The 23,517-nt window shown below is 58.1% G+C and carries 18 protein-coding genes; 11 read left to right on the forward strand and 7 right to left on the reverse strand.

Going from position 1 to position 23,517, the window contains the following annotated elements:
* Positions 1-30: 30 nt before the first annotated feature.
* Together MED193_RS00560 and MED193_RS00565 are read right to left on the reverse strand one after the other, a co-directional pair.
* Positions 31-1,095: a C4-dicarboxylate TRAP transporter substrate-binding protein gene (locus MED193_RS00560; RefSeq protein WP_009807664.1), complete on the reverse strand. Its 1,065-nt coding sequence runs from the start codon at positions 1,093-1,095 to the stop codon at positions 31-33.
* Positions 1,096-1,174: 79 nt separating this feature from the next.
* Positions 1,175-2,701 carry a class I adenylate-forming enzyme family protein gene (locus MED193_RS00565; RefSeq protein WP_039965615.1) on the reverse strand — a complete coding sequence of 509 codons (1,527 nt, stop codon included), beginning with the start codon at positions 2,699-2,701 and terminating at the stop codon, positions 1,175-1,177.
* Between the two features lie 381 nt (positions 2,702-3,082).
* Between MED193_RS00565 and MED193_RS00570 the strand changes: the two genes are divergently transcribed.
* The 3 genes from MED193_RS00570 (at position 3,083) to MED193_RS00580 (ending at position 6,284) form a co-directional block, all read left to right on the forward strand.
* The gene (locus MED193_RS00570) at positions 3,083-4,168 is read left to right on the forward strand and encodes a TRAP transporter substrate-binding protein (RefSeq protein ID WP_009807666.1); all 1,086 of its coding nucleotides are present in this window, start codon (positions 3,083-3,085) and stop codon (positions 4,166-4,168) included.
* A gap of 69 nt (positions 4,169-4,237) precedes the next feature.
* The gene (locus MED193_RS00575; protein WP_039965663.1) at positions 4,238-4,741 is read left to right on the forward strand and encodes a TRAP transporter small permease subunit; all 504 of its coding nucleotides are present in this window, start codon (positions 4,238-4,240) and stop codon (positions 4,739-4,741) included.
* On the forward strand, positions 4,734-6,284 hold the full coding sequence (locus tag MED193_RS00580) for a TRAP transporter large permease subunit (protein ID WP_009807668.1): 1,551 nt from the start codon (positions 4,734-4,736) through the stop codon (positions 6,282-6,284). The genes MED193_RS00575 and MED193_RS00580 overlap by 8 nt, the downstream gene beginning before the upstream one ends.
* Before the next feature lie 57 nt (positions 6,285-6,341).
* Here MED193_RS00580 and MED193_RS00585 read toward each other — a convergent pair whose 3' ends face one another.
* The gene (locus MED193_RS00585) at positions 6,342-7,526 is read right to left on the reverse strand and encodes a lytic murein transglycosylase (protein WP_009807669.1); all 1,185 of its coding nucleotides are present in this window, start codon (positions 7,524-7,526) and stop codon (positions 6,342-6,344) included.
* Between the two features lie 202 nt (positions 7,527-7,728).
* Between MED193_RS00585 and MED193_RS22175 the strand changes: the two genes are divergently transcribed.
* The 5 genes from MED193_RS22175 to MED193_RS00610 all read left to right on the forward strand — a co-directional run bounded on the left by MED193_RS22175 (position 7,729) and on the right by MED193_RS00610 (position 13,207).
* Positions 7,729-9,108 carry a DUF4173 domain-containing protein gene (locus tag MED193_RS22175; protein WP_198133839.1) on the forward strand — a complete coding sequence of 460 codons (1,380 nt, stop codon included), beginning with the start codon at positions 7,729-7,731 and terminating at the stop codon, positions 9,106-9,108.
* Positions 9,086-9,760 (forward strand): response regulator transcription factor, encoded by a 675-nt coding sequence (locus tag MED193_RS00595; RefSeq protein ID WP_009807671.1) that lies wholly within the window; start codon positions 9,086-9,088, stop codon positions 9,758-9,760. The genes MED193_RS22175 and MED193_RS00595 overlap by 23 nt, the downstream gene beginning before the upstream one ends.
* Positions 9,760-10,755, forward strand: a complete 996-nt coding sequence (locus MED193_RS00600; RefSeq protein ID WP_009807672.1) for a HAMP domain-containing sensor histidine kinase — start codon at positions 9,760-9,762, stop codon at positions 10,753-10,755. The genes MED193_RS00595 and MED193_RS00600 overlap by 1 nt, the downstream gene beginning before the upstream one ends.
* A gap of 83 nt (positions 10,756-10,838) precedes the next feature.
* The gene (locus MED193_RS00605; protein WP_009807673.1) at positions 10,839-12,080 is read left to right on the forward strand and encodes a lytic transglycosylase domain-containing protein; all 1,242 of its coding nucleotides are present in this window, start codon (positions 10,839-10,841) and stop codon (positions 12,078-12,080) included.
* Between the two features lie 113 nt (positions 12,081-12,193).
* Complete coding sequence (locus MED193_RS00610; RefSeq protein WP_009807674.1) at positions 12,194-13,207, forward strand: GDP-mannose 4,6-dehydratase; 1,014 nt, start codon at positions 12,194-12,196, stop codon at positions 13,205-13,207.
* A 30-nt stretch (positions 13,208-13,237) separates the two neighbouring features.
* On the opposite strand, the gene MED193_RS00615 is transcribed toward MED193_RS00610, so the two are convergent.
* Together MED193_RS00615 and MED193_RS00620 are read right to left on the reverse strand one after the other, a co-directional pair.
* Complete coding sequence (locus MED193_RS00615; RefSeq protein ID WP_009807675.1) at positions 13,238-14,305, reverse strand: ParB/RepB/Spo0J family partition protein; 1,068 nt, start codon at positions 14,303-14,305, stop codon at positions 13,238-13,240.
* Complete coding sequence (locus MED193_RS00620; RefSeq protein WP_009807676.1) at positions 14,298-15,683, reverse strand: AAA family ATPase; 1,386 nt, start codon at positions 15,681-15,683, stop codon at positions 14,298-14,300. Before MED193_RS00620 ends, MED193_RS00615 begins: the two co-directional genes overlap by 8 nt.
* A 598-nt stretch (positions 15,684-16,281) precedes the next feature.
* On the opposite strand from MED193_RS00620, the gene MED193_RS00625 reads away from it, so the two are divergent.
* Both MED193_RS00625 and MED193_RS00630 read left to right on the forward strand, forming a co-directional pair.
* Positions 16,282-17,544 (forward strand): replication initiation protein, encoded by a 1,263-nt coding sequence (locus MED193_RS00625; RefSeq protein WP_009807677.1) that lies wholly within the window; start codon positions 16,282-16,284, stop codon positions 17,542-17,544.
* Between the two features lie 213 nt (positions 17,545-17,757).
* Entirely contained in the window at positions 17,758-17,940 is a 183-nt protein-coding gene (locus tag MED193_RS00630) for a hypothetical protein (RefSeq protein ID WP_009807678.1), read from the forward strand.
* 68 nt (positions 17,941-18,008) lie between these two features.
* On the opposite strand, the gene MED193_RS00635 is transcribed toward MED193_RS00630, so the two are convergent.
* Entirely contained in the window at positions 18,009-19,259 is a 1,251-nt protein-coding gene (locus tag MED193_RS00635) for an indolepyruvate oxidoreductase subunit beta family protein (protein ID WP_050757559.1), read from the reverse strand.
* Here MED193_RS00635 and MED193_RS00640 point away from each other — a divergent pair.
* Positions 19,209-21,791 (forward strand): non-ribosomal peptide synthetase, encoded by a 2,583-nt coding sequence (locus MED193_RS00640; protein ID WP_009807680.1) that lies wholly within the window; start codon positions 19,209-19,211, stop codon positions 21,789-21,791. The two genes, MED193_RS00635 and MED193_RS00640, sit on opposite strands and share 51 nt — an antisense overlap.
* Here the strand turns inward: MED193_RS00640 and MED193_RS00645 are convergent.
* A complete protein-coding gene (locus MED193_RS00645) occupies positions 21,780-23,498 on the reverse strand; it encodes an alkaline phosphatase family protein (RefSeq protein ID WP_009807681.1) in 1,719 nt (572 codons plus the stop codon). The two genes, MED193_RS00640 and MED193_RS00645, sit on opposite strands and share 12 nt — an antisense overlap.
* Between the last annotated feature and the right edge of the window lie 19 nt (positions 23,499-23,517).

Below are 23,517 nucleotides of genomic sequence, written 5' to 3' on the forward strand. Positions count from 1 at the left end.
TGCCCCGGTGCCTCTGATCAGTGGCGCAGCTTAGTTGCGCTCCCAAGGATAGCCCTTGGCTTCGAACTCGGCGGTGTAATCCGCGACCGCCTGGGTATAGACCTCGATCATCTTGTCAGGGTTCAGACCAACGCTGGCTGCGTTTTCTTTCCAATCCGCCAGGAAAGGTTCGGTGGCTGCGTTCAACGCAGCGCGTTCCTCTGCTGAAACTTCCAGCACCTTGACCGGACGCTCATATTCATCTGCCCGCATTGCGTTCAGGGCCTTGGAATTAGCGCCAATAACGATCTGAGCAAATTTGTCCGCCAGCTCTGTGCCCGCCTGGGTCATCACAGCTTTCTGTTCATCGCTCAGCGCGTCATAGCTTTGCTTGTTCATGAACATACCGTAGCCACCGATTTGGCCCCAGTTCAACACAGTATAGCTGTCGATGACTTCGTGCCATTTCAGCGCGGGGATGATGTAGGAATAGCCCTGCGTGCAGTCGATCAACCCGGTGTCGAGCCCCTGATAGGCGTCGTAGACGCTGAGGTTCACCATAGTTGCACCCAGCTCGCCAAAGACCTTGCCGTAAACGCCGGCACCGCGCACTTTCAGACCTGCGATATCCTGGATCGAATTGATCTCAGCGCCTTTACAGGCAACGTTCACATCAGACGCGGTGAAAGTGCCGATATAGACCAGGTTCTGGCGCGCCAGATTCTCGGTGATCTCTGGCATGGTGCGCATCAGGTGGTCGGTGGCGCGCAGACCAACCCAAGGGTTGGGACCACCCAGCGGCAGGTCCGCCAGGGAGTATGCCGCCATTTCCTTTTGGAAATAGGCCGAGATGATCGACCCCGCGTCCGCCACACCGTCGCCAATCGACTGAACCGAAGCGGAAGCTTTGAACAGGGCACCGCCCCATTGTACGTCCAATTTCAGATCACCCTCGGACAATTCACCGATGCGGCCATCAAACCATTTCAGCGCCGCCGGAACCGTACCGCGCGCCGGGCCACTGTGGCCGTAGAAAATCGTTGTCTGCGCCGCTGCAACGGTGCCAAAGGACAGGGCAACAGCAGCTGCACCCAATGTGGTTTTAATTACGCTCATAGTCAAAATCTCCTCCCCGAGATTATCATGCAAGAATGGCTACCATACAGAATCACATTCCGTATAGTAGAATTTTTGTTTAGTGAGTGGTTTCGGGCATCAACTGATCCGCAAAGGTGCTGATCAACTTTGCCTTGAGAATTTTTCCTGTCGGTGCCGCAGGCAGATCCTGTGCCAAGACAATTCTTGTAGGCCGTTTGTAGGGGGCCAGTTTGTCCTTCACGAAGGCGGAGAGATCCGCCTCGCTCAAGCTGCAATCGGCTGCAACCTTCACAAAGGCCAGCACTTCCTCATTGCCAGACACCTGCCTGCCAACGACACCGGCCATGATCACCTCTGGATGGTCCGTCAACGCGCCTTCGACCTCCACCGGGTAGACATTGAACCCTGAGCGGATGATCAGTTCTTTTGACCGACCGACAATATGCAGGCGTCCCGCGTCATCAAACCGGCCCAAATCACCAGTGCGGAAGAACCCATCCTCTGTCAGCACCTTGGCGCTTTGCTCTGGATCGCGGAAATAGCCGTTCATTATCTGCGGGCCACCCACGAGGATCTCACCGATCCCCTCATCCGGAGTGGCACCTTCGGCCTCAAAATCCAGCCGGAACAGGCTGTCCTGCATCGGGTGACCAACACTCACATCCGGGTCCCCCAGCGGGCTGGCGGTGGCACAGACCCCGGCAGTGCCCTCCGTCAAACCATAGCCGTTTTGCAGTGGAATGCCATAGAACGCCTCTGCCTCGCGCTTCCACACCGGATCCAGCGGCGCCCCGCCAGAGGAGACAAAGCGCAACAGACCGACGTCATAGCGCGGGTTCTTCTGCGCCCGCGCATAGTGGAACAAAAGGGCATGCATCTGTGGCACAGCAGGCAGCAGGGTCACATCCATTTGCAGGGCCTTGTACAGCCGCTCAACTGCGAACCGCGCCTCTAGCCGCATCGCACCCTGCGCGCCGCAGATCGACACAAAGGTGACAAAGCCAAAGATATGCGACAATGGCAGCGCCAGATAAGTCATATCGTCGTCCTGCATGCCGCGCACCTTTGCCGAGGCCACAGCTGCACACAGCAGATTGTTATGAGTCAGCATCGCCGCCTTTGGCACGCCGGTGGTCCCTGAGGTATAAAGCAGCAGCGCCACCTGTTCTGCACCATCTTCAAAACAGGGCTCCGGCTGGCTGCCCCGGCGTTGAAACAGACCGACGGTGCCATAGCGGCCAATGGCCGCCTTGGCCGAAAAGGCTTTCCCGTGAATTACTGCGGACTCTGAAGCATCATTGCAAAACACCACTACGCTTGGGTCGCTGTGGGTGATCAGCCGGTCGAGCTCGGCATGGGTCAGCCGCGCATTCAGTGGCACAGAGATCGCGTCGAGTTGACTGGTGGCAAAGATAAAGGCGCAAACGGCCAAACAATTCTCAAACACCATGACCACACGGTCCCCGGGTTTGACACCCTGCGCCAGCAAAACCTCCCGTGCTGCAGCCGTGGCCTCAGCCAGGTCGGACCAGGTGAACTTCCCATCCGCATAGTCGATCATCGCCAAGGCGTCAGGCTTTGCAGCGACAGCCGCGCTTAATGTGTCGTGAATTCGGGTCTGCACGCAGGTCCCCTCCCTATGAATCCTACAAAATCCGAGTGCCTCTCCCCTTATGGCACTGGAAGGCTGCGTACCGCGGCCCCGAAAGCTGCGGGGGACGCGCTACAGCCAAGGGTATAGACCCCTTCATTGTAAATTTCAATATGTGGAATTCATGTCGCCATAGTGAAACTTGAAACCACTCCTAAGCCCTTGTTCGCCATAGCTCAAAAATTACGCATAGCGCCTTGGGCCTAAGCAGGATTGAGCCAAAACGACCCATAAAAGCCTTGTTTCAGCGCCCTTGGCTCCTTCAAAATCAAAGGAGAATTGACATTAATTATGTGCAGACTTAAAAAATTCATGCGTATGCTTAATAAAAAATCTTCAGGGACGGAGAGTGAAATGAAACGCAGAGACTTTATCAAAATTGGCGCCGCGGGTGCCGCGGCCAGCTCTTTGGCTGCGCCAGCAACAGCGCAGGGGATTCGCCAGTGGAACATGGTCACCGCCTGGCCCAAGAACCTCCCCGGGCCCGGTGTCGCCGCGCAGATGCTGGCAGATCGGATCACCACCCTGTCGGGCGGGCGCATTGAAGTGAAACTGCACGCCGCAGGGGAGCTGGTGCCCGGACGCGGTGTGTTTGATGCCGTCTCTGAAGGCACGGCAGAGCTCTATCACGCGGTTCCGGCCTATTGGGGCTCCAAGTCCAAGGGCATGCTGTTGTTTGGCTCGCAACCCTTTGGCCTGCGCGCGGACGAACAGTTTGGCTGGCTGTATCACGGCGGCGGACAGGCGCTCTATGATGAGATCTATGGCCGGTTCAACCTCAAGCCCTTCCTCTGTGGCAACTCTGGCCCGCAATGGCAGGGCTGGTTCCGCGATGAGATCCACTCGCTAGATGACCTGAAAGGTCTCAAGTTCCGCACCACAGGTCTGGCCTCAGAAATGTGCTCCAAGATCGGCATGGCAGTGCAGGCGATGGGGCCACGCGACATGTTCCAGGCTCTGCAGACCGGCGCGCTGGATGCCGGCGAATTCATCGGCCCCTGGACCGACAGCGCCGTGGGTTTCTATCAGGTTGCCAAAAACTACTACTGGCCCGGCGTAGGTGAGCCCTCTTCGGCTGAGGAATGCGCCGTAAACGCCACCGCCTATGCGGAGCTGCCGGATGATCTGAAACAGGCGGTCAGCTTTGCCTGCGAGAGCCTCTACAACCCGGTCTGGACGGAATACACCACCAAACATGCTCAGGCGTTGAAACAGATGGTGGAAAACGAAGGCGTTCAGGTCAAAATGCTGCCTGACGATGTGGTCGCCGCCATGGCTGCGGCCGCGGCTGAGGTGATGGCGGAACTGGCGGAGGACGAGGACGAACTGGTGCGCCGCATCACTGCAAGCTTCACCGCCTATCGCGACTCGGTTGGCTCTTACATGAGCTATGCCGACAACGGTCAAATGAACGCCCGCGCCAAGGCGCTCGGCTACTAAGAGCCGTTTATATACGAAGCAATACCGGTGCGGGGTCTCTCGCGCCGGTTTTCTGGATTTGAGGCGCAGATGCAGCGAATACTCTCAGTTTTGGACGGCATCAGCCGGACCACGGGCAATCTGGTGCGCTGGCTGGCGCTGGCCATGTTGCTGGCGCAGTTCCTGATCGTGATCGCGCGCTATGTCTTTGGCTACTCTTCTATCGCAGCGCAGGAATCAGTGCTCTATATGCATGCCACCCTGTTCATGCTGGGCGCTGGCTATACCCTGCTGAACGATGGCCATGTGCGGGTTGATATCTTTTACGACAGGTTGAGCACCTCTGGCAAAAACCGCATTGATCTGGCTGGGCATCTGCTGCTTTTGATGCCCGCCATGGTGATGGTGATCTATTGGTCCTGGCCCGCTGTCACAAACGCCTGGAAGATCCTGGAAGGCCCCATCTCCGTTGGCGGAATCAAGGCGGTTTTCCTGTTGAAAAGCCTGATCCCCGCCTTCTGCATCCTTGTCCTGCTGCAATCGCTCTCCTGCGTGCTGCGCATCCTGTTCCAGAGCGAGACCCGTGATGGCTGAATATCTCGATATCCTCATGTTTGGCGCGCTTGTTGTCGCCATTCTCTCTGGCTTTCCGGTGGCCTTCTCGATCGCTGGCACCGCCATACTCTTTGCCATTCTGGGCTGGTCGCTTGGCGTGATGAACATCAACCTGCTGGGAGCGATGTCGCAGCGGATCTTTGGGCTGCTGACCAATAACGTGTTGATCGCTATCCCGCTGTTTGTGCTGATGGGAGCCATTCTGGAGAAAAGCCGCATCGCAGAAGATATGCTCGACACCATGGGGCGTTCCTTCGGCCAGCTGCGCGGGGGCCTGGGCATTTCCGTCATCCTGGTGGGGATGCTACTGGCCGCCTCCACCGGCATTGTCGGGGCCACGGTGGTGGCTATGGGGATGATCGCCCTGCCGACCATGCTGCGGGCCGGATATGATCCGCGCGTGGCCTCGGGGCTGGTGTGTTCCGCAGGGACATTGGGACAGATTATTCCGCCCTCAACCCTGTTGATCATTCTGTCTGATGTGGTGTCAAACGCCTATCAGCAGGCGCAGTATGAACAGGGCAAATTCACCATCGACACCATTTCGGTGGGCCAGATCTTTGCCTCTGCCCTGCTGCCCGGTCTGACACTGGTGGGGCTCTACATCCTCTATGTGCTGCTGCGCGGCTGGATCCGCCCCCAGGACATGCCCCCTGCCCCCGCCGATATGGCGCGCCCGCCCCTGTCTGAGGTGGCCAAGGCGATCCTACCTGCGATCCTGCTCATCCTCGCCGTGCTCGGCGCGATTCTCAGTGGGATTGCCTCCCCTACTGAGGCCGCATCTGTCGGCGGCATTGGAGCCGCCTTGATGGCGGCCGTCAAATCCGGCGCCAACCGCCGCGTTATCCTGATAGGAACGCTGTCTCTGGTTCTCCTCGCGATTGGCGCCGGGTTGTTCCCCGTGCGGCTGCAACGCAGTGATCTCGGCCTTGGCAGCTATGCTTTGGGGGCCGTTTATGTGGGGCTCACCGTGGCAGGGCTGGTCGCCATCGCCCTGGCTTTGCGCAGCATGGTGACCCAGAAAGTTCTGCAACCCACGCTGAACTCCACCCTCACCATGACAGCCATGATCTTTGCCACCATCCTGTCGGCCGGGATCTTCTCGCTGGTCTTTATCGGGCTGGGCGGCGAAGACCGGGTGCAAGAGCTGTTGGCAGCGATGCCGGGCGGCGCAACCGGGGCGCTGATTTTCTCTATGCTGTTTATCTTTGTGCTGGGCTTCTTCCTCGATTTTGTCGAGATCTCGGTCATTGTACTGCCACTGGTGATGCCAACCCTCATCATCATGGGCCATGACCCGGTCTGGCTGTCGGTGCTGATTGCGATCAACCTGCAGACCTCCTTCCTCACGCCCCCCTTTGGTTTTTCACTGTTCTACCTGCGCGGCGCGGCGCCAAAGGAGATTTCAACAGGTCAGATCTATGCGGGGGTGACGCCCTTTATCCTCATCCAGATCATAGCCGTCGCGCTGATCTGGTTTCTGCCAGAGATAGCCACCTATCTGCCAAGCGTGATGTTCTAACAGAAGGGCGGCTCGCGTCGCCGCCTTTCTGTCCTAGATGTCTTGCACCGTTTGCTCTTACTTCAAGGACCGCAACAGATCCTGTGAGGGTGTGCCGGTTGCGGGCTGGCCGATGCTGGTCTGATACGCGCTGATCGCCGCCTGGCTTTTGGGTCCCAAAACGCCATCAGCGCCCCCGGTGTCAAAACCCTTGGCCGTCAGGCGCGTTTGCAACGCAACCCGGTCATCCTTGGTCAACCCATTGGCGTCTGGTGGAAACTTCCCACGCAATGGCGGGCCACCTGCGATGCGATCAGCCAAGTGACCAACCCCAATGGCATAGGCATCGGAGTTGTTATAACGCTTGATCGCCTTGAAGTTCCCGGTCACCGCAAAGCTCGGCCCACCCGCCTGCGGCTGCAAGGCCCCTGCCGCCGCTGCGCCGGTCACCTCACGTCCCCAGCTTTGGCCTCGTGTCCAACCATTGCGCGCCAGATAGGCGGCGGTAGAGGCCAGGGCATCGGTCGGGTCCTCAGACCAGATATCGCGGCGCCCATCGCCGGTGAAATCCACCGCAAAGGCCTGATAGGAAGTGGGAATAAACTGGGTATGGCCCATGGCGCCGGCCCAACTGCCGGTCATTTTGTTGGCGGAGATATCGCCATTTTGCAGGATCTTCAGCGCTGCAATCAGCTGTTTTTCAAAGAACGCCCCGCGTCGCCCATCATAGGCCAGCGTTGAGGTCGCCGAAACCACTGGCAAATCGCCACGCCGTTCACCGTAAAAGCTCTCTAGCCCCCAGATCGCCGCAATGATCGAGGCATCAACACCGTATTTCGCCTCCAGTGCCAACAGGGTTTTCCGGTGTTTCTGATAGGCCGCACGCCCCTTGCTGACCCGCTCATCCGAGACGGCAATCGACAGGTAGTCTTCCAATGTGCGTTTAAACTCTGTCTGGTTGCGGTCTCGCTTGACCACGCCGGGCAGGTATCCCGCATTGCGAAAGCCCGTGCGCAGCGTTGCCTCGGTTATGCCCTTTGCTTGCGCGCGGGTGTAGAACCCCTCTACCCATTTATCATAGCCCGCGTTGGGCGTCGGCTGCAGATCTGCGGGCAGGCCCGGTTTCGCCACAGGCCTACTGGCTGAATTCACCCGCTGATTGGCTGAGGTGACATTGCCACAGGCTACCAGCCCAAAGGCGGCAAAGCCAAAGCCAAAGGCCCGCCGGGAGACTTGGGTCGTCACTTTCTTAGAAAAACTCATGATCTCTGCTCGCTGTTTTCTTTTACCCTAGCGCATCTCTCCCCGCTTGCAATCTAGGCGAAACGCGCGTGGGCGTCTCCCCGCCGAACGGGACGCTGCCTATCTGCACAACTCCTGCACATCTCTTGCGCAAGCCCTGCGCGTGGCCTGTGGCATCTCTCTCCCTGTCCTTTCAAAGAAAATGAAAAACGAGGAACAGACGATGACAGGTGAATACATCATACGCGGGCTGCCCGCTTCACTTGAGCGCGACGGCTGGTGGCTGTCCTGTGACAGCGCAGATGAAGCTCCCACTGACAGCCCAACCGAGCAACGCAACTGGGCAGATCTAAGCCGCAAAGGCAGCAGTGGTCTGCTGGCGCTGGTGGTTCTGGTGGCCCTGGCAGACTGGCTGTTCTGGGGCTATGCGCCCGGAATTTCCGTGGCGCTGTTCAGCTGGGCCCTGTTTGGCGCAGCGGCCCTGTTAAGCACCCCCAATATGCGGCATATAAAACCTGCCTTGTTGTTCTTGCTGCTCACCAGTCTGCCGGTGATCGAACATTATCAGGCTCTATCAATGGGGTTTCAGCTTCTTGGCCTCATCACTGCTGTGGCCTGGCTGCAGCTATCATCCAAGGATCACCTCGCGACCCTACCCGCAGCAGCGATGCAATTGTTGCGCGCCCTGCCCCTTTCAGCCCTGCGTGCATTTCTTAAGGCCCTGCTTCCCAGCCCCATCGACACAGGCGCAAAGGACACGCAAAAGAGCAAAAAATCCACACCCACAAAAGCAGCCAAGCCCGAAGAGCGCAGGAGCTTTAGCTTTGGCCTCAATGCAGGATCTGTGCTGAGGGCCTTGGTCATGTTCAACCTGATCCTGGCAGTACAAAGCGTGATGGATCTCTCCATCCTCATCGGCGGAGCGGCCTTGCCAGAGGGCATGAGCCTGGCGACCTATGCCCATCGTGGCGCCTACCCTTTGCTGGCCACCGCCATGTTGGCTGGGGGATTTGCCCTGGCAGCACGCCCCTATCTGGGCAGTCATGCCAGCCTGAAACCGCTGATGATGCTCTGGCTTGGTCAGAATGCCCTGCTGGGCCTCAGCTCAGTCCTGCGCCTTGATCTCTATGTTGCCAGCTTTGGCCTTACCTACCTGCGGCTCTACGCGATGATCTGGATCGGTTTGGTGGTGGTCGGCCTGATGCTGACTGCCTGGCAAATTCTCAAAGTGCGTTCAAACCGGTGGTTGCTGCTACGGTGTGCCGGCTTGGGGCTGGGCACGCTCTATATCTGTGCGTTTGTCAATTTTGCCAGCGTGATAGCCACCCAGAACCTCAGCATGAAGTCAACGCAGATGCTGGACCTCTACTACCTGTGCACCCTCGGGCCAAATGCCTCTGGTGGTATCCACACTGCCCTGCAAGCAAATCCAGACCTCAAAATACCATCCGGCTATCACAGCTGCTGGGAGATCTCTGCGGAACAGGATAACTGGCGCGAATGGGGCTTTCGCTCCTGGCGGGTAAGTTCTTATGCAGGGCTGAATTTTGACGGCGCAAGCGCAGATAAGGCAAAGAGCGATGAAAATCCTATTGGTCGATGATGATCCCCGCCTGCGTGACCTGGTGCGCATCGCTCTGGAACGCGCAGGCTGGCAGGTGGTGACCGCCGCCGACGGGCAAGAGGCGCTGCTGCATGCCAGCCGCGAAGACCCGGATTTTATCGTGCTGGATATTGGCCTGCCGGAACTGGACGGGTTTGAGGTCTGCCGCCGCATCCGGCAGCGTTCAGAGGTGCCGATCCTGTTTCTCACCGCCCGCGACGATGAGGTCGACTGCATTCTGGGTCTTGAACTGGGGGCGGATGACTATGTCACCAAACCCTTTAGCCCGCGTGAGCTGGTGGCCCGCATCCGGACCATCATGAAACGTAGTCAGAAAGCGCAGGCTTCGACTTCTTTGACCCATGGGGAGCTCTCTTTGGACCCGCGCGCCCACCGTTGCCAGATCAACGGGCAGGAAATCGCACTGACCGCCCGCGAGCAGGGCATTCTTGCCCTGCTGCTGCAGGACCCCGCCCAAATTCGCAGCCGCGCCGAACTGATCTCTCAGATCTGGGGGGCGGGCAGTCAGGTCTCAGATCGGACCCTGGACAGCCACCTGCGCAATCTGCGCGCCAAGCTGGAACAGGCCGGGGGCAATGATCTAATTGAAACGGTGCATGCCGTTGGCATTCGCCTGAGGGGGTTGAGCTGATGCGGGCGCAACTGGTCCAAAAATGGCGTCCGTCTCTGGCGCTGGTGCTGGGTGGCGGGTTGGCGGGCACGCTGGTGCTCTCCCTGATCGGGTTGGTTGCCCTCCGCTATCTGGGGCCTGAAATCGGCTTTCGCAATGCTGCCGCCCTTCTGGGCTCCCTGATCCTGCTGGCAACCGCCTTTCTGGGCTGGCTCTTGGTGCGCTTGCTGCTCTCGCCTATTCGCGCGCTCAACGCCTATGCCGCTCAGACCCGCAGCCAACCGGGGCAAACCCTTGATCCCCCTGATCAATCTGGAACCGCAGAGCTACACGAGATGGCCAGGAATGTGGTCGACATGGCGGATCATCTCCGCAACCGCGAAATGACTATCCGCAGTTTCACCGATCACGTCAGCCATGAGATCAAAACCCCGGTTTCCGCCATTCGCGCCGCCTCTGAGTTGATCGAAGACAGCGGCACCCTCGCGCCTGACGATCAAAAACTGCTTGCACAGATTGATGGGGCTGCCCGTCAGATTGAGGACCAACTGACGGCCCTGCGCGAAGTTGCCCGCGCCCGTGAAATGACCCATCAAGGCAGCGCCAGACTCGACACGCTTCGAACCTGGCTCAGGGAGGATTTTGCCGATCTAGGCCTGTCCTTCTCTGGCGCGGCGCTTTCACTGCCGATCGGCGAAAGCGGCTTACGGGTGATCCTGACGCAGCTGTTGAACAACGCCCGTGAACAAGGGGCACAAAGCGTCGTGATTGCTGCGCAGGGGTCTCCCTCTGGGCTAGAGCTCAGCGTTTCAGATGATGGCAAGGGCATCTCTCCCGGCAATGCCGCGCAGATTTTTGACCCGTTTTTCACCACCAAACGCGACCAGGGCGGCACCGGCATGGGGCTGACAATCCTGCGTAATATGCTGAGCGTCCATGGCGGCGAGATCTCACTACGCCCAGGCGAGAGCGGGGCCTGCTTTGTTGTCGCTTTTACACCTGTCCCGACGCGCTGAAACCCGCTCACGCCTGGGTGGCATTTCTCCGCAACCTCGCTAGGCTGGCAGCAGCTACCCCTTGCGCGCCGGAGCCTGTTTTCATGGTCACTCGTTTTCTCATCCTGCTTATGGCCCTCTGGCTGTTGCCCCTGCCCGCCCCGGCGCAAAACCGTGCCAAAGTGGAGCGCCAGTTTCAGAACTGGCTCCAACAGGAGATTTGGCCCGAAGCAAAGGCGGCGGGCGTCAGCCGCAAGACCTTTAAATCAGCATTTTCAGGCGTGGCCTTGGACTGGGATCTGCCCGATCTGGTACCGCCCGGCAGCACGCCCCAGGTGCCACGCCAACAACGGCAGGCGGAATTTGGCGTTCCGGCAAAGTACTTTAACCGCGGCGGCCTGAATGGGGCGACATCGACGGGTCGGCAAATGTTGCAGCGTCACGCTGACACTCTGGCGCGTGTCGAAGCCAAAACCGGCGTACCCGGCCGCATTGTCATTGCAATTTGGGGGCGTGAAAGCGCCCATGGTCGGGCCAAGATCCCACATAATGTATTCCGGGTGCTGGGCACCAAGGCCTTTATGAGCACCCGCGCAGACTATTTCAGCCAAGAGCTCATCGCTGCGCTACAGATTGCGCAGGCAGGACATGTTCAGGCCTCGACCATGAAAAGCAGCTGGGCCGGCGCCTTGGGGCAGCCACAGTTCATGCCCAGCAGTTTCCTGAAATATGCAGCGGACGGCACGGGCGATGGGCGCGCCGATATTTGGGGTTCTGAGGCCGACACGCTGATGTCCATAGGACATTTCCTAGCCGAACATGGCTGGCAAAAGGGCCGCGACTGGGGCTTTGAGGTAAAGGTCCCAGCCTCGGTGTCGTGCAGCCTCGAAGGTCCGGATCAAGGGCGCAGTATTGCCGACTGGGAGGCCCTAGGCATCACCCGGGTTTCAGGCCGGCCGTTCCCAGCAGCTGAACGTCCAGGGCAAGGGTTTTTGATGATGCCAGCCGGGCGCTATGGGCCGGCCTTTATCGTCACGCCCAACTTCTATGTGCTGAAGGACTACAACAAAAGTGACCTCTATGCGCTGTTTGTCGGCCATGTTGGCGACCGCATCCAATATGGCGTCGGGGATTTCACCGCCCCCTGGCAGGGCCTGGATAAGCTTTACCGCTCGGAGGTGGCTGCCATGCAGCGCGGACTAGAGGCCCTGGACCATGATGTCGGCGGCGCCGATGGCTTGGTTGGCTTCAAAACCCGTCGCTCCATCGGTCTGTGGCAAGAGAGCCAAGGCAAAGAGCCCCGTTGTTTTCCAGATAGTTCAATAAAATCATTGACTTCAAACTAGTGTGATCAGATCCCCCTGCCCCCTCGCGCAGGGGGATCTGTCGTGCTATAGCAACGCGATCATCACCAGGGCGGCCCCTTTGGCGACCCGAACGCAGGACTTAAAAACATCACATGAAACGCGTTCTTGTTACCGGCACGGCCGGCTTCATCGGTTTTCACCTCGCCAAACTGCTGCTGGACGAAGGCTTTCGTGTGCATGGGTTTGACGGCATGACGGAATACTACGATGTCGCCCTGAAACAGCGCCGCCATGCCATGCTGCTGCAACACCCGAACTTTTCAGCCACCGAAGCGATGTTGGAGGATACACAAGCCTTTGACGCCATGGCCGATGAATTTGCGCCCCAAGTGATCATTCACCTCGCCGGACAGGCCGGTGTCCGCTACAGCCTTGAAAATCCTAGATCTTACCTAGAGACCAATGTGATGGGCACCTTCAATGTGATGGAAGCTGCCCGCCGGTTAAAAGTCGAACACCTGCTGATGGCCTCCTCCTCCTCTGTCTATGGTGGCAATGATGTGATGCCCTTTACCGAGTTGGATCGCACTGACGCCCCACTGACCATCTATGCCGCCAGTAAAAAGGCGAACGAGAGCATGGGCCATTCTTACGCGCATCTCTGGGACCTGCCCACCACCATGTTTCGGTTCTTTACCGTCTATGGGCCCTGGGGGCGGCCAGATCTGGCCTTTTACAAATTTGGCGATGCCATCCTCGAAGAACGCCCTATCGACATCTACAACCACGGTGAGATGTACCGCGATTTCACCTATGTCGACGACCTGGTGCGCGGTATCCGCCTGCTGATCGACGTGGTGCCCCAGCGCCCGGCCAGCAAAGAAGAGATCGAAGAGGGCGATAGCCTGTCTCCGGTGGCGCCCTACCGGGTGGTCAATATCGGCAATTCCGAGAAAGTGCGCTTGCTGGATTTCATTGACGCGATTGAAATCAGCCTCGGCAAAAAGGCCATTCGCAACTACATGGAGATGCAGATCGGCGATGTGCCCGCCACCTGGGCCGATGCGACGCTGTTGAAAAAGCTAACGGGCTATCAGCCGCAAACCAATTTCCGCGAGGGGATTGATCGCTTTGTCACCTGGTTTCGGGACTACTATCAGAAATAGCAGCCCCGATCTAAGCAACGGCGTGTAGCCTCAGCCAATCTGACGGGCGATCAATTTCAGGATCTGCTCTGCCGTATCGGCATTGATCACCCTCCCCTTCAGCTCGATCCGCAGCCCATCGGATGACACCTCCGCACTCAGCGCACCACCTTTGGGCAGATCACGGCTTGGCAACCGGGTGATTTCCTGCGGACGCCCCCCCCGAGACCTGTCACGTGGCGCGGCGCTTGCGTCCTTTAGTGTCTTTTGCAGCAGCGCCCATTCGGATTTGGCGTCCTGTGATTTTGCCTCGGCCAGCGCAGCGCGCAACTGGCCTTGGCGGCCATCCCGCAATGCGGTTGCCAGGGCCAGCCCCGCCTTTTCGGTCAGGCCGGTTGGGTACTGCAACAGATCGCCCAGGGCCTCATGCACCAGGGCAAAGCTGCGCACCTTGGAGCGTTTCGCCTTGGAGGCCGCTGCAAACAGCGCATCCACCGCGGCCTCAATGCTGGGAAAAACCTCTTGGCCCTTTGCCAGCACGGCAATGCGCCCGCGTTCATAATGGCTGAGGTTGGCACGCACCTCGTTTTCTTCGACCATGGAAACATAGGCCGCCTGCCCTGCGTCGGCCTCGCGCACAAAGGCCGGGATCTGGGCAAATCGCTCATCCCCGCCCGCAAGCGCGCGATAGGCCTGCAAGCGACGAAAGCCAGAGATCAGGCCATAGCCCGTGCTCGTTTTGGCCACCTCAATCGGTGCGCGCAAACCGTTTTCTTTGATCGAGGCTTGCAGCTCCGCCATGGCCTCGGCGTCCTCAACCAGCCGGTCGCGGCGGATAAAGTCCTGATCGATGTCAGAAAGCGCCAGCATCTGCACCACGAGGCCGTCTTTTTCAGCCGCGCGCCAACGGGCGGCATCGCTTTGGTCATGGGCCAGCGCCACCCGATCCGTGACCCCAGCCATACTGTTCAAACTGGCGGCCTCGGCGGCAACCTGGGCTATCGGGGGCACCGCAGATTTTGTTTCAAACGGATTGGCCGAGGGTTTCGTCGCGAAACCCTCCTCCAGCTCTTGTAACTCGCTGGCATCCGGGGCGATCAGTCTTCTACGTTTAGCCATTCTGTTCGTCTCCCATATTTGCATCGCGCCACCAGCAGCCGATCAGCAGTTCTTTGAACTCGGCATATGTTCGATCAAAGGTCTCCCGCCCTCGCACATAGGTGTCGCGGTTAAAGTCCCGATAGTCGGCCTCATAAATCCCGTTCACCTGCTCGCCAGCCTGACCAACCAAGGCTGTGTAGTCTTGCCGGTAGGCATTCATGAAATCACCAAAGTAGGCTTGGATCACATTGGCCATATCGGTCTGCTGGCTGGCGTCAAACCGTGTGACAATGGCCCGTACTACATCCCATTCGAACTTGATTTCAGGTAACCCCGCCGCGCGCTGTGCGGAATTTTCACCGTCTTCGATCGAGGCAAAGGTGGTATAGAGCATGTCAAAAAACCGCCCCGTAGAGTCGAATTCTAGATAAGACGCCCCCAGCGGCACCAGCAGAATATCTGCCGCCGCCAAGGCATTGATCGTAAGATAGCCAAGCGCAGGCGGTGTATCGAGAAAGACCACATCATATTGCTCGAGGATATCTTCATCCTGCAGGAAATTGGTCAGCCCATCCCACAGCGGCCAGCTGCGCAGCCCCATGCGCCAGACCGGAATTTGAAACTCGGCCCAGTAGAGATTGAGCTGCGCCCCGATAAGATCGATATTGGGCCAATGGGTTTTTTGGATGACATCCTGAGGCGTGGTCTTCAACGCCTCTTGCAGGGTTTCGTCTAAAGGGATTTCAGGCTGACCGGCAGCGGCGCGCACCTCATTCTCAGCTGTGACGGCTTTGGCGTAGTCCTTCGCCACCAGGGGAAAGACCGTTTGCCATTCATCCGCAACCTTCCCCCCCATGATCGAGGTCATGGATCCCTGGCTGTCGAGATCGATCACAAGCACCTTATAGCCGTCCAGAGCCGCGGACATCGCCAGGTGGGCAGCGGTCGAGGTCTTTCCTACCCCTCCCTTAAAATTCGCCACTGATACGACCTTGGCTGGCAGGCCTTTGGGGCGGTAAGGCACATATTCTTTGGTGCTCACACCTTCGCTGTCGAAATGCTGGCGCAGGGCCAGAACTTCTTCCAGCGTGAACCATTTGGATCCGCCTTCGCCCTCTCCCTGTGGCAGGTCAGGATTGGCCTTTAAGACGCGGCGTAGATGGGCTGGGGCGACGGGGATCAGGTACTTTGTGATTTCCCAAGTCGAAAACTTTCGCAGACGTTTCTGCCCATCTGGGGCATAGCCTCGGCGCGCCAGATCCTCACGGCCCTTTGTGCAAAACGCTGCGGCCTTGGCAAAGCGCGCTGTGCCAATGGGGGGCGGCAGTTTCTTCGCAGCCGCTTCTGGGTCCAGATTAAGATAGGGGGGCAGGGCGGGAGACGTGGGTTTGCTCATGGGATTGCCTCATATCATGTTCGCCTTTTTGGCGTATATCTGGGAAACTAGCGGACATCCCCGCAGCAATCCAGCATTGTTATGAATTATTGTCCAAGAGATGTAAAAATCGCAGGTTTCGCGACGAAACTGTCTGAAATCAGAATATTAGGCACAACATATGTTTAGGTATTTTAGTAATTTTAGAATCTTTATTCAGGAAATAGTAATATATTTCAATTCTCTAGCCCACTTTGGGTGCCCGCAAACGGGTCTAAAGGTACCTTTCTGCGGTATCAAAGGTACCCGGTAGCGGGACAGTAGGTTGCCTGGTTCGGGATGTAAGGTGCCGATTCTCAGGATGGAGCTTAGAGTCTATATTAGGCTCTTGAGAGGGTGTTTAGGCTCTGAATTGACTCTGTGGCGGGGTCGGGTTGAGGTGCGCTGTATGGCCCGTTATGGCGATTTGGTGGCTGGGCGAGTCGCGAAGCAAAACGGACCGGCCTGGGTCTTTCCTGTATATGGGTACCTTAGAAGTTCGATGTTGGGAACCTATCATTGATTGATTGGCAGGTACCTTATATGGCATGATGCCAAAAAAATCGAGCAGGCAAATGGTATGAGCGATTCCCAGATTGACATGGATTCTCTCTCTGGCCCGTTGCGGCGGGAGACAGTGAAAAAGAATGTGGCTGCAATTCATATCAGCGGCAAACTCAGCCTGTTGCAGCGGAAGCTGTCCAATGTGCTGCTGCTCAATGCCTATGATGCGCTGACGACGGCGCAGAGCCATACAATCGATGCGCGGACCTTGGCGACCATCGTTGGCTACAACTCCAATGATTTTGACACCCTGCGCGCCAGCCTAAGGGCCCTGGCCGAAACGGTGGCGGAATGGGATATGCTGGATGAGAAGGGGCGGCAGGAATGGGGGGTCTCGTCCCTGCTGTCCTTTGCCAAGCTCAAGAATGGGGTTTGCGAATATGCCTATTCGCCAGCCTTGGCGCAAAAACTGCACGACCCCAAGATCTACGCGCTGATCAATGTGCATATCCAGCGCAACTTCAGCTCCGGCCACGGGTTGGCGCTCTATGAAAACTGCTATCGATTTGTACGCACCCGCTCGACGGGCTGGTGGAGCCTTGAGACCTTTCGGAAGCTGATGGGCGTGGATGGCTCGAGCTACTACGAGAGCTTTAAACATCTGAACGCCAAGATCATCAAACCGGCGGTGGCAGAGGTAAACAAAAGCTCGGATATCATCATCACGCCAGAGTTCCAGAAAAAGGGCAGGGCGGTTACGGAAATCCGTTTCCTGATCAAGTCAAACCCGCAGATGGCGATGTTCCAGATCGATGACAGCGATGGCATGCGCAATCTGTCCACTTACAAGGCGCTGCGTGGGCAGGGGGTCTCTGACCGTTTGGCACGGCAATGGATCACCGAACATGGGGAAGACTATGTGAAGCAGAAACTGTCGCTGATGGGGGAGCAGGCCCAGGTCAAAAGTTCGGTTGGTTATCTGTCAGCAGCGCTGCGCGATGATTACCAGCCTCAGAAAACACCGGCAAAGGTCGAACCCAGCCCGGAGGCGATTGAGGCCGCACGTCTGCGGGATCAGCAGCGGGCCCAAGAAGAGGCTGAATATGCGGCGCGTCAGGCGGAGCGGGCAGGGCGCGCGCGCCTGCTTGACCTGGTGGAGGACCTGGTTTCGCGGCGAAACCCTACCCAGCGGGATGCAGACAAGCAGCTATTCATGGCCAGCCTTGACGAAGACCTGGAACGCGAAAACTTTCGCGCCCATGGCTGGCGATCTGCTCTGAACGCCAGTGCGATCATCGCATTTTGGCAAGAGATGGAGCCGGAGGCTTTTGAGGTCTAACTGGGCGGGGGACAAGGCTCTGCCGTTTGGTTTCCCCTTGCTCAAAGCTGTGCGCTTTTCCCTAAGGGGTCACACGGAGATCACATAGGGTCTGCATGCTGGTGAAAGCCCCGGGAATCGGATAGAAAAAATGGGACAGCTGAAGACCTGTCACTGCTGGATCTGAATCGCTTTGTTGCCCAGTTATATGGGGTAGAGGAAAGAAATGACCGCATGAAACATGTTCCAAAAGAAACCACCGATGACGCTCTTATTCAGGAATTTCTGAACAAGGGTGGAACAGTCAGCGTTGGCAAAACCAAACCCATGCCAAGCGAGCTTGGGTTGAGCAACAATGTCTGGAACAACAAGATGACCAAAGAAGAAAAAGCCGCCCGCGACGGCCCCAAGAAATAGGGCTTCCTGTTTCAACGAGCCAGGTGTTTGGGGCGGGGTTTAGGCCTGAGCCGTCCAGTTGCACCCTGCTATGGTGGGGGAGTTGCTGGAACCGTGCTTGAAAAAGATATCACGGTTTCAATAGCCCCCTCCAGATCTTTGCCCTCGGCATCCTGTAGTGCTGCGGTACGCAGCCGGGCAACCCACTCAGCAGCATCATCGCGATGGGCCAAGAGCGGGAGAGTCTCCATGATCCGGGAAAATTTTGACAGTCCCCGACTATGGGTGTCGGAATAGCCTTTGATCAGGCGACGACAAAGAAGAATTTCAATCGCCAAATCATACTTTTGTGGCAAGGTTTGTTGGCACAGCGACAGCCAGTTCTGTAGATGCGCCTGTTCGATCTTGTGGCGGAGGCTATAGCGCCGGGTGCGGCGCAATCCGGCGATCAGGTAGAGCAGAACAAATCCCCGCAGCCGGTGGGTGCGGATGCGACGCCCCTTGTTCAGGCGACGGTCAATCCAGGCTGCCAGTTTTGGGCGGGACTCTATCCACGCCCCTAGGCGGGCAGGCAGAAGGCTGATGATCTCTTCACCGCGGGGGTGAAAGAACTCGGTGAGGAGGACTGGCTTTTCCTCAGCCTTCATCTCGGTTTGGATACGGTCAAACCGGCTCTTGCGGGTTTTGAGATCAGCAACCCGGATAATGTCATCGTAGCACATGGCATTGGCAATATGTTTGGCGGCGGCCTCGGCCAGGCGCCCGTCACCGGAGTCTTGTCGAGCAAAGGCGGTCAGATGGGAGAGGTATTCTCGCCCATAGGCCAGGTCCTGAAAGGCCACGACGCGGCGCAGCCCACGCAGCGCCATGTCAGCACCGGGCAGGGCCTCAGCCTGGGCTGCCAGTTCTTGCCAGTGTTGAACCTGTCGGGCAGGTCCTTGGGCAGGCTGCGTTTGTGTGATCGGCGCAACAGGTCTTGACGGTGCGGTCTCATCGGACTTTGCCTGGGCGCGCGCATAGGCAGCCCCAAAGGCGCGCAGGCTGGCCTCGACTCCTTTGCCAGAGGCGCGGATTGCTTCCTCAAATGCTGCACGGGGAAAGGGCAGAGCCCCTGACCCGGCCAGAGCCCCAAACAGCGCCGATGAAATCACCGACCCGTTTTCCACTGCCAACCGGTCCATATCAAACAGAATAAGGTGATCAGCAGCTATTTCAGCAGCAGCGCGCACTTCGTCACTTGAGGCAATGCCATCTCCGGGCGCCATCTTTTCCGACAGGGCTAGGGTGCGGTGGCTGGAGGCAATCAAGGTGGTGCGGTCCGGCGTGACAAAGCCACGCATGATGGCGCGGCCGCAGGTCAAAACATCGCGATTTTTGCCCCACGCGGCGCAGCACAGGTGCTGGCAATGGCCGCAGTTCTGGAGTGTGGCGGCGTGCTCATGACTCTTGATCCGGATCTGCCCGAGGATCGACGTGCGGTTATGCTGGAACAAGGGCGGGTCAAGCGCATTCTTTATGGTGGCGGGCTCACTGCTTCGCAAATGAACTGGTTAAAAGGGCTGGAGCTTCCGCGCCTTCCGATTACACAGGCTGTATCGCGCCGAGAGGTGCAAACCTTTAGCGCCAATCGTTTTGCGCCACCCTGCGGGGCGCGGGATCCAGCCTATCTGGTCTTTACATCCGGCTCTACCGGGACCCCCAAAGCAATCTTGGGCACAGCCGGCGGGCTGGCGCATTTTCTCAGCTGGCAGCGTGATAGCTTTGAGATTGGGCCCGGTGATCGTGCTGCGCAGTTTACCGGGCTGTCCTTTGATGTGCTGCTGCGCGATGTCTTTGTCCCCTTGATTTCAGGGGCGACACTTGTGATCCCCCCAGAGGGGACCGGACCTGCCCAGCCTGGGGCGCTCGGCTGGATGGATCAGGCCGAAATAACTCTGCTTCACAGTGTGCCTTCGCTCCTGCAAAGCTGGGTGTCGACAGAGCTTTCTGTATCAAAACTTCCGCATCTGCGACTTGCATTTATTGCTGGGGAACCTTTGGAGGGCGCCCTGCTGCGCCGATGGCGCCACCGTTTCGGTCAGGCTGTGAGGTTGGTCAACCTCTATGGGCCGACCGAAACGACGCTGGCCAAATTCGCGTTTGAGCCAGGCCCTGATGTCTTTGAGGCTGGGCAGCCCGTGGGATATGCGCTGCCTCAGACCAGGGCGGTTATCGTGACTGCGCGTGGCAAACCTGCCGCTTCGGGTGAACTGGGTGAAATTGCCATCGCCACTCCATTTATGTCCTTGGGATACGTCAATGACCCCTCTTTGACCAAGGCAAGGTTTATTCCCTCTCCTGACGCGGGCGATAGGGATAGAGGTAAAGAGGATTTCATTTATCTGACCGGAGATCTGGGTTGGCTCGATCCGGCGGGGCGGTTGCATGTCGCGGGCCGAATTGATGATCAGGTCAAAATCCGTGGTATTCGGGTGGAACCCCTTGAGATCTCTGCGCTGTTGGAGCAGCACCCCGCAGTCGCTGCCAGCGCGGTTGTGGCACGCCGGAACGCAGCAGGGGAGATGGAGCTGGACGCCTATTATGTTATGGCGCACGCCAACCTGAACAATACCCAAACAACAGAGCCGCAAATGCGGGCCCAATTGCGCAGCTATCTGCGCGCGCGTCTGCCTGCTGCATTGGTACCTAATGGGCCCTTGCTGCTGCCAGAGTTGCCGCTAACGCCAAATCATAAACTAGACCGTCGTCAACTGCCCCCTATAGTCCCGCTGCAAAATAGCCCCTCTGGGCAAGCGCCCAGCTCTGCTGTTGAGGGTCAGATGTTGCAGATCTGGGAAGAGGTGTTAGAAAAGTCGGACTTAGGGGTCAATGATGACTTTTTTGATGTCGGAGGTCATTCGCTCCTGGCCTTGCGGTTGGTGCTGCTAATTGAACAACGCATGGGGGTCAAAATTCCCCTGGCGGAGCTGTTCAAATCTGCCACCATCGCCCATCTTGCTGAGGTGGCGCAGACGAGGGAGACAGGCGATGGCCTGGTTCCTCTTTGGTTGCGTGGGGAGGGGCCGCCACTTTGGATAGTACATACTGGCGGTGGGATGCTGTGGAATTACCAGCCTTTGGTGCGCGCCCTTGCGGCAGATTTCCCAATCTACGGGTTCGAAGCCAAAGGCCTGTTTGACGGGGCTGAGCCGCAGGACAGTATTGCAGCGATGGCGTCATCCTTTATCCAAAATATGCGTCATCATCAGCCACAGGGGCCCTATCGCTTGGCTGGGCACTCCTTTGGGGGCCTGGTGGCCTGGGAGATGGCCTGTCAATTGCAGGCAGCCGGGGAAGAGGTGTCTGGGGTCTATCTATTCGACAGTAGCTTGACCCGTCCTGATGACGCCTGGCACGCCGACCATAGTGCGGCGCGTGTGGCGGCGCGGGATCTTTCTGTTGCGGTCCAGGTATATGCCCGTTTTACCCAGAGTGACCTGAGCCTGGAGGAAGGGGCCTTGTCCGATCTCTCCCTGGAGGAACAGCTTGGGCGCGCCGCTGATGTGATGGCCGCCAGTATCGGGTCGAAACCGGCCGCGCGCAAATTGGTCGAGGGGGTGTTGCGGATTTCCAATTCCCACCGCGCGGCACGGCTTGCGTATCACCCTGGGCGTCACACCGCCCCAGTGGTCCTGTTTCAGGCGGAGGACGATCGCAAAGCGGATCCGGATTGGGCACAGTTTTGGCGCGAAACGGCTGGGGGTGCGTTTGAGACCCAGGTGGTGCCCGGTGATCATGTCACCATGATGGCTCAGCCTCATGTCGAGGTTCTGGCCCAGGCACTGAAAGCGAGCCTTGACCAAAGAGAGGTGAGCCGATCCTCAGCGGTCTAGAATTTCTGGCAACATGCGTCCGGTTGTGCCCGATGGCAGTCGGGTGCCTGCATAGCCGGCGATTGTGGGTGCCACATCGACGGTCTGCACTTTGCGATGCACCACCTGAGCCGGAATTCCGGGGCCCATGAAAAATATCGGGACATGCCGGTCATAGGCATAGGGAGAACCATGCTGTGATGCACCTGCTAGCGGGTCTGGATCTTTCATGAACCAGCCAGGAGAGAGTATCGGATATAAATCCCCGGACCGGGAGGGCATGAAATTCGCTGTCACGGCCCGTCCAATATGCGTATCCGGCAGGCTTCCCTGTGCGATGTGGTCCCTTTCAAAGACCCAGGCCAGCCCCGGCAGCCCGCGCAGGGTCGCAATTATCAGCGCCTCAGCCTCAGCCGCGCCAGCCCTTGTGAACCGCAGGAGGTCATGATCCAGATAGATCCAGGGAGAGGTGTAGCTGCTGATGGGGTCATTGATACCGTATTTGGCCTTGAAGGCCTGTATGGCCGGTGCCTGTTCAACCTGATCATAGTCAAAGAGATCCAAGTTTGTGCGCAGCCGTGCATTCATATAATCGGGAACTTCGGTCGCGCCATGATCGGCCGAAAGAACCACCAGCGTGTTCTCTAGCCCAACAACCCGCTCCAAGTGGTCAAAAAACGCGGCCAATTGCGCATCAAGCCGTTTGAGAGTGTCTTCGGCCTCCAGCGAGGAGGGGCCAAAGGTGTGGCCAACATAATCGACGGAGTTTAGGCTGACGGCCAGGTAATCCGTCACCTCATCCGTGCCAAGTTGCTCGCCCGCGATCAGGGCCTTTGCAAAGCTGAGCGTGAGCTCATCCGCTGCTGGCGATGTCTCCAGGAAGGCTTGATAAAACCCATCTGACGGATCTGGGTATTGATGCTCCGGGAAGGTGATACCCCAGCCGGGATAGTCTTTCTCCCAGGGTTGGTCATCAAAGGCGGCAAACACATAGTTGGCTATGTCGTAAAGCAGCTCCCAGCCTGAACCGGCGTAGCTCTCGGGTAGCTGCCTGTCGGTCCAGTTTTGATGCCATTGCGGGTACGCTTCGACATAGAAGGTAGAGCTGAGAAAAGTCGATTTTTCAGTGTTGTACCAATAGGCCGTCCCCGCATGGCCTGTTGCCCCAATGGCGGCGCGGTCTTTCATCGAAACCCCAAAGATCTTGGCCTTTGCGCCACGGGACAGGCGAATCTCATCGCCGATTGTCGTTACCAGAAGATCGCGCGGGGACCGGCCTGCTTCTGGAGCAGACAGGCTGCCGTCTGGGTACAGCAAGGGGGCGCTGGAATCCTGGGTGGCAAAGTGCAGCGCATCCGACACGTCCAGCACGATACCCTGTGTGTCACTGCCTGTTGTATTTACATCGGAACTTGGAAGCTGGGTGTCGAGATAATTATTGCCGATGAGCCCATGAACCGCGGGATCTGCCCCGGTTGAGAGGGTGGTGTGCCCAACCACCGTCTCCGTATTGGCGTGGCGATGTTCTGCATCCCTGAACCAGGTGCCTTTGGTCATGAGGCGTTGAAACCCGCCCTCGGTGAAACCGGTCGAATATCGCAGCAAAAGGTCGGCCCTGAGTTGATCCACGGTAATTTGCACGATCAGTTTCGGCGGCAGGTCCCGCCCTTGAGCAGAGAGCAGCGTTGATGTTCCCAACAGGAGCGAAACCAAAAATATGAGGCGCATAGCTTATCCAATCATAAGG

It is taken from the genome of Roseobacter sp. MED193 (assembly GCF_000152965.1).
Lineage (GTDB): Bacteria > Pseudomonadota > Alphaproteobacteria > Rhodobacterales > Rhodobacteraceae > Pseudophaeobacter.

Coding starts and splice junctions, on each gene's coding strand:
- MED193_RS00630 (WP_009807678.1), top strand. CDS start 17,758: ATGAAACATGTTCCAAAAGAAACCACCGATGACGCTCTTATTCAGGAA.
- MED193_RS00615 (WP_009807675.1), bottom strand. CDS start 14,305: ATGGCTAAACGTAGAAGACTGATCGCCCCGGATGCCAGCGAGTTACAA.
- MED193_RS00625 (WP_009807677.1), top strand. CDS start 16,282: ATGAGCGATTCCCAGATTGACATGGATTCTCTCTCTGGCCCGTTGCGG.
- MED193_RS00570 (WP_009807666.1), top strand. CDS start 3,083: ATGAAACGCAGAGACTTTATCAAAATTGGCGCCGCGGGTGCCGCGGCC.
- MED193_RS00575 (WP_039965663.1), top strand. CDS start 4,238: ATGCAGCGAATACTCTCAGTTTTGGACGGCATCAGCCGGACCACGGGC.
- MED193_RS00620 (WP_009807676.1), bottom strand. CDS start 15,683: ATGAGCAAACCCACGTCTCCCGCCCTGCCCCCCTATCTTAATCTGGAC.
- MED193_RS00595 (WP_009807671.1), top strand. CDS start 9,086: ATGAAAATCCTATTGGTCGATGATGATCCCCGCCTGCGTGACCTGGTG.
- MED193_RS00585 (WP_009807669.1), bottom strand. CDS start 7,526: ATGAGTTTTTCTAAGAAAGTGACGACCCAAGTCTCCCGGCGGGCCTTT.
- MED193_RS00610 (WP_009807674.1), top strand. CDS start 12,194: ATGAAACGCGTTCTTGTTACCGGCACGGCCGGCTTCATCGGTTTTCAC.
- MED193_RS00605 (WP_009807673.1), top strand. CDS start 10,839: ATGGTCACTCGTTTTCTCATCCTGCTTATGGCCCTCTGGCTGTTGCCC.
- MED193_RS00580 (WP_009807668.1), top strand. CDS start 4,734: ATGGCTGAATATCTCGATATCCTCATGTTTGGCGCGCTTGTTGTCGCC.
- MED193_RS00635 (WP_050757559.1), bottom strand. CDS start 19,259: ATGCGTGGCTTTGTCACGCCGGACCGCACCACCTTGATTGCCTCCAGC.
- MED193_RS00560 (WP_009807664.1), bottom strand. CDS start 1,095: ATGAGCGTAATTAAAACCACATTGGGTGCAGCTGCTGTTGCCCTGTCC.
- MED193_RS22175 (WP_198133839.1), top strand. CDS start 7,729: ATGACAGGTGAATACATCATACGCGGGCTGCCCGCTTCACTTGAGCGC.
- MED193_RS00600 (WP_009807672.1), top strand. CDS start 9,760: ATGCGGGCGCAACTGGTCCAAAAATGGCGTCCGTCTCTGGCGCTGGTG.
- MED193_RS00645 (WP_009807681.1), bottom strand. CDS start 23,498: ATGCGCCTCATATTTTTGGTTTCGCTCCTGTTGGGAACATCAACGCTG.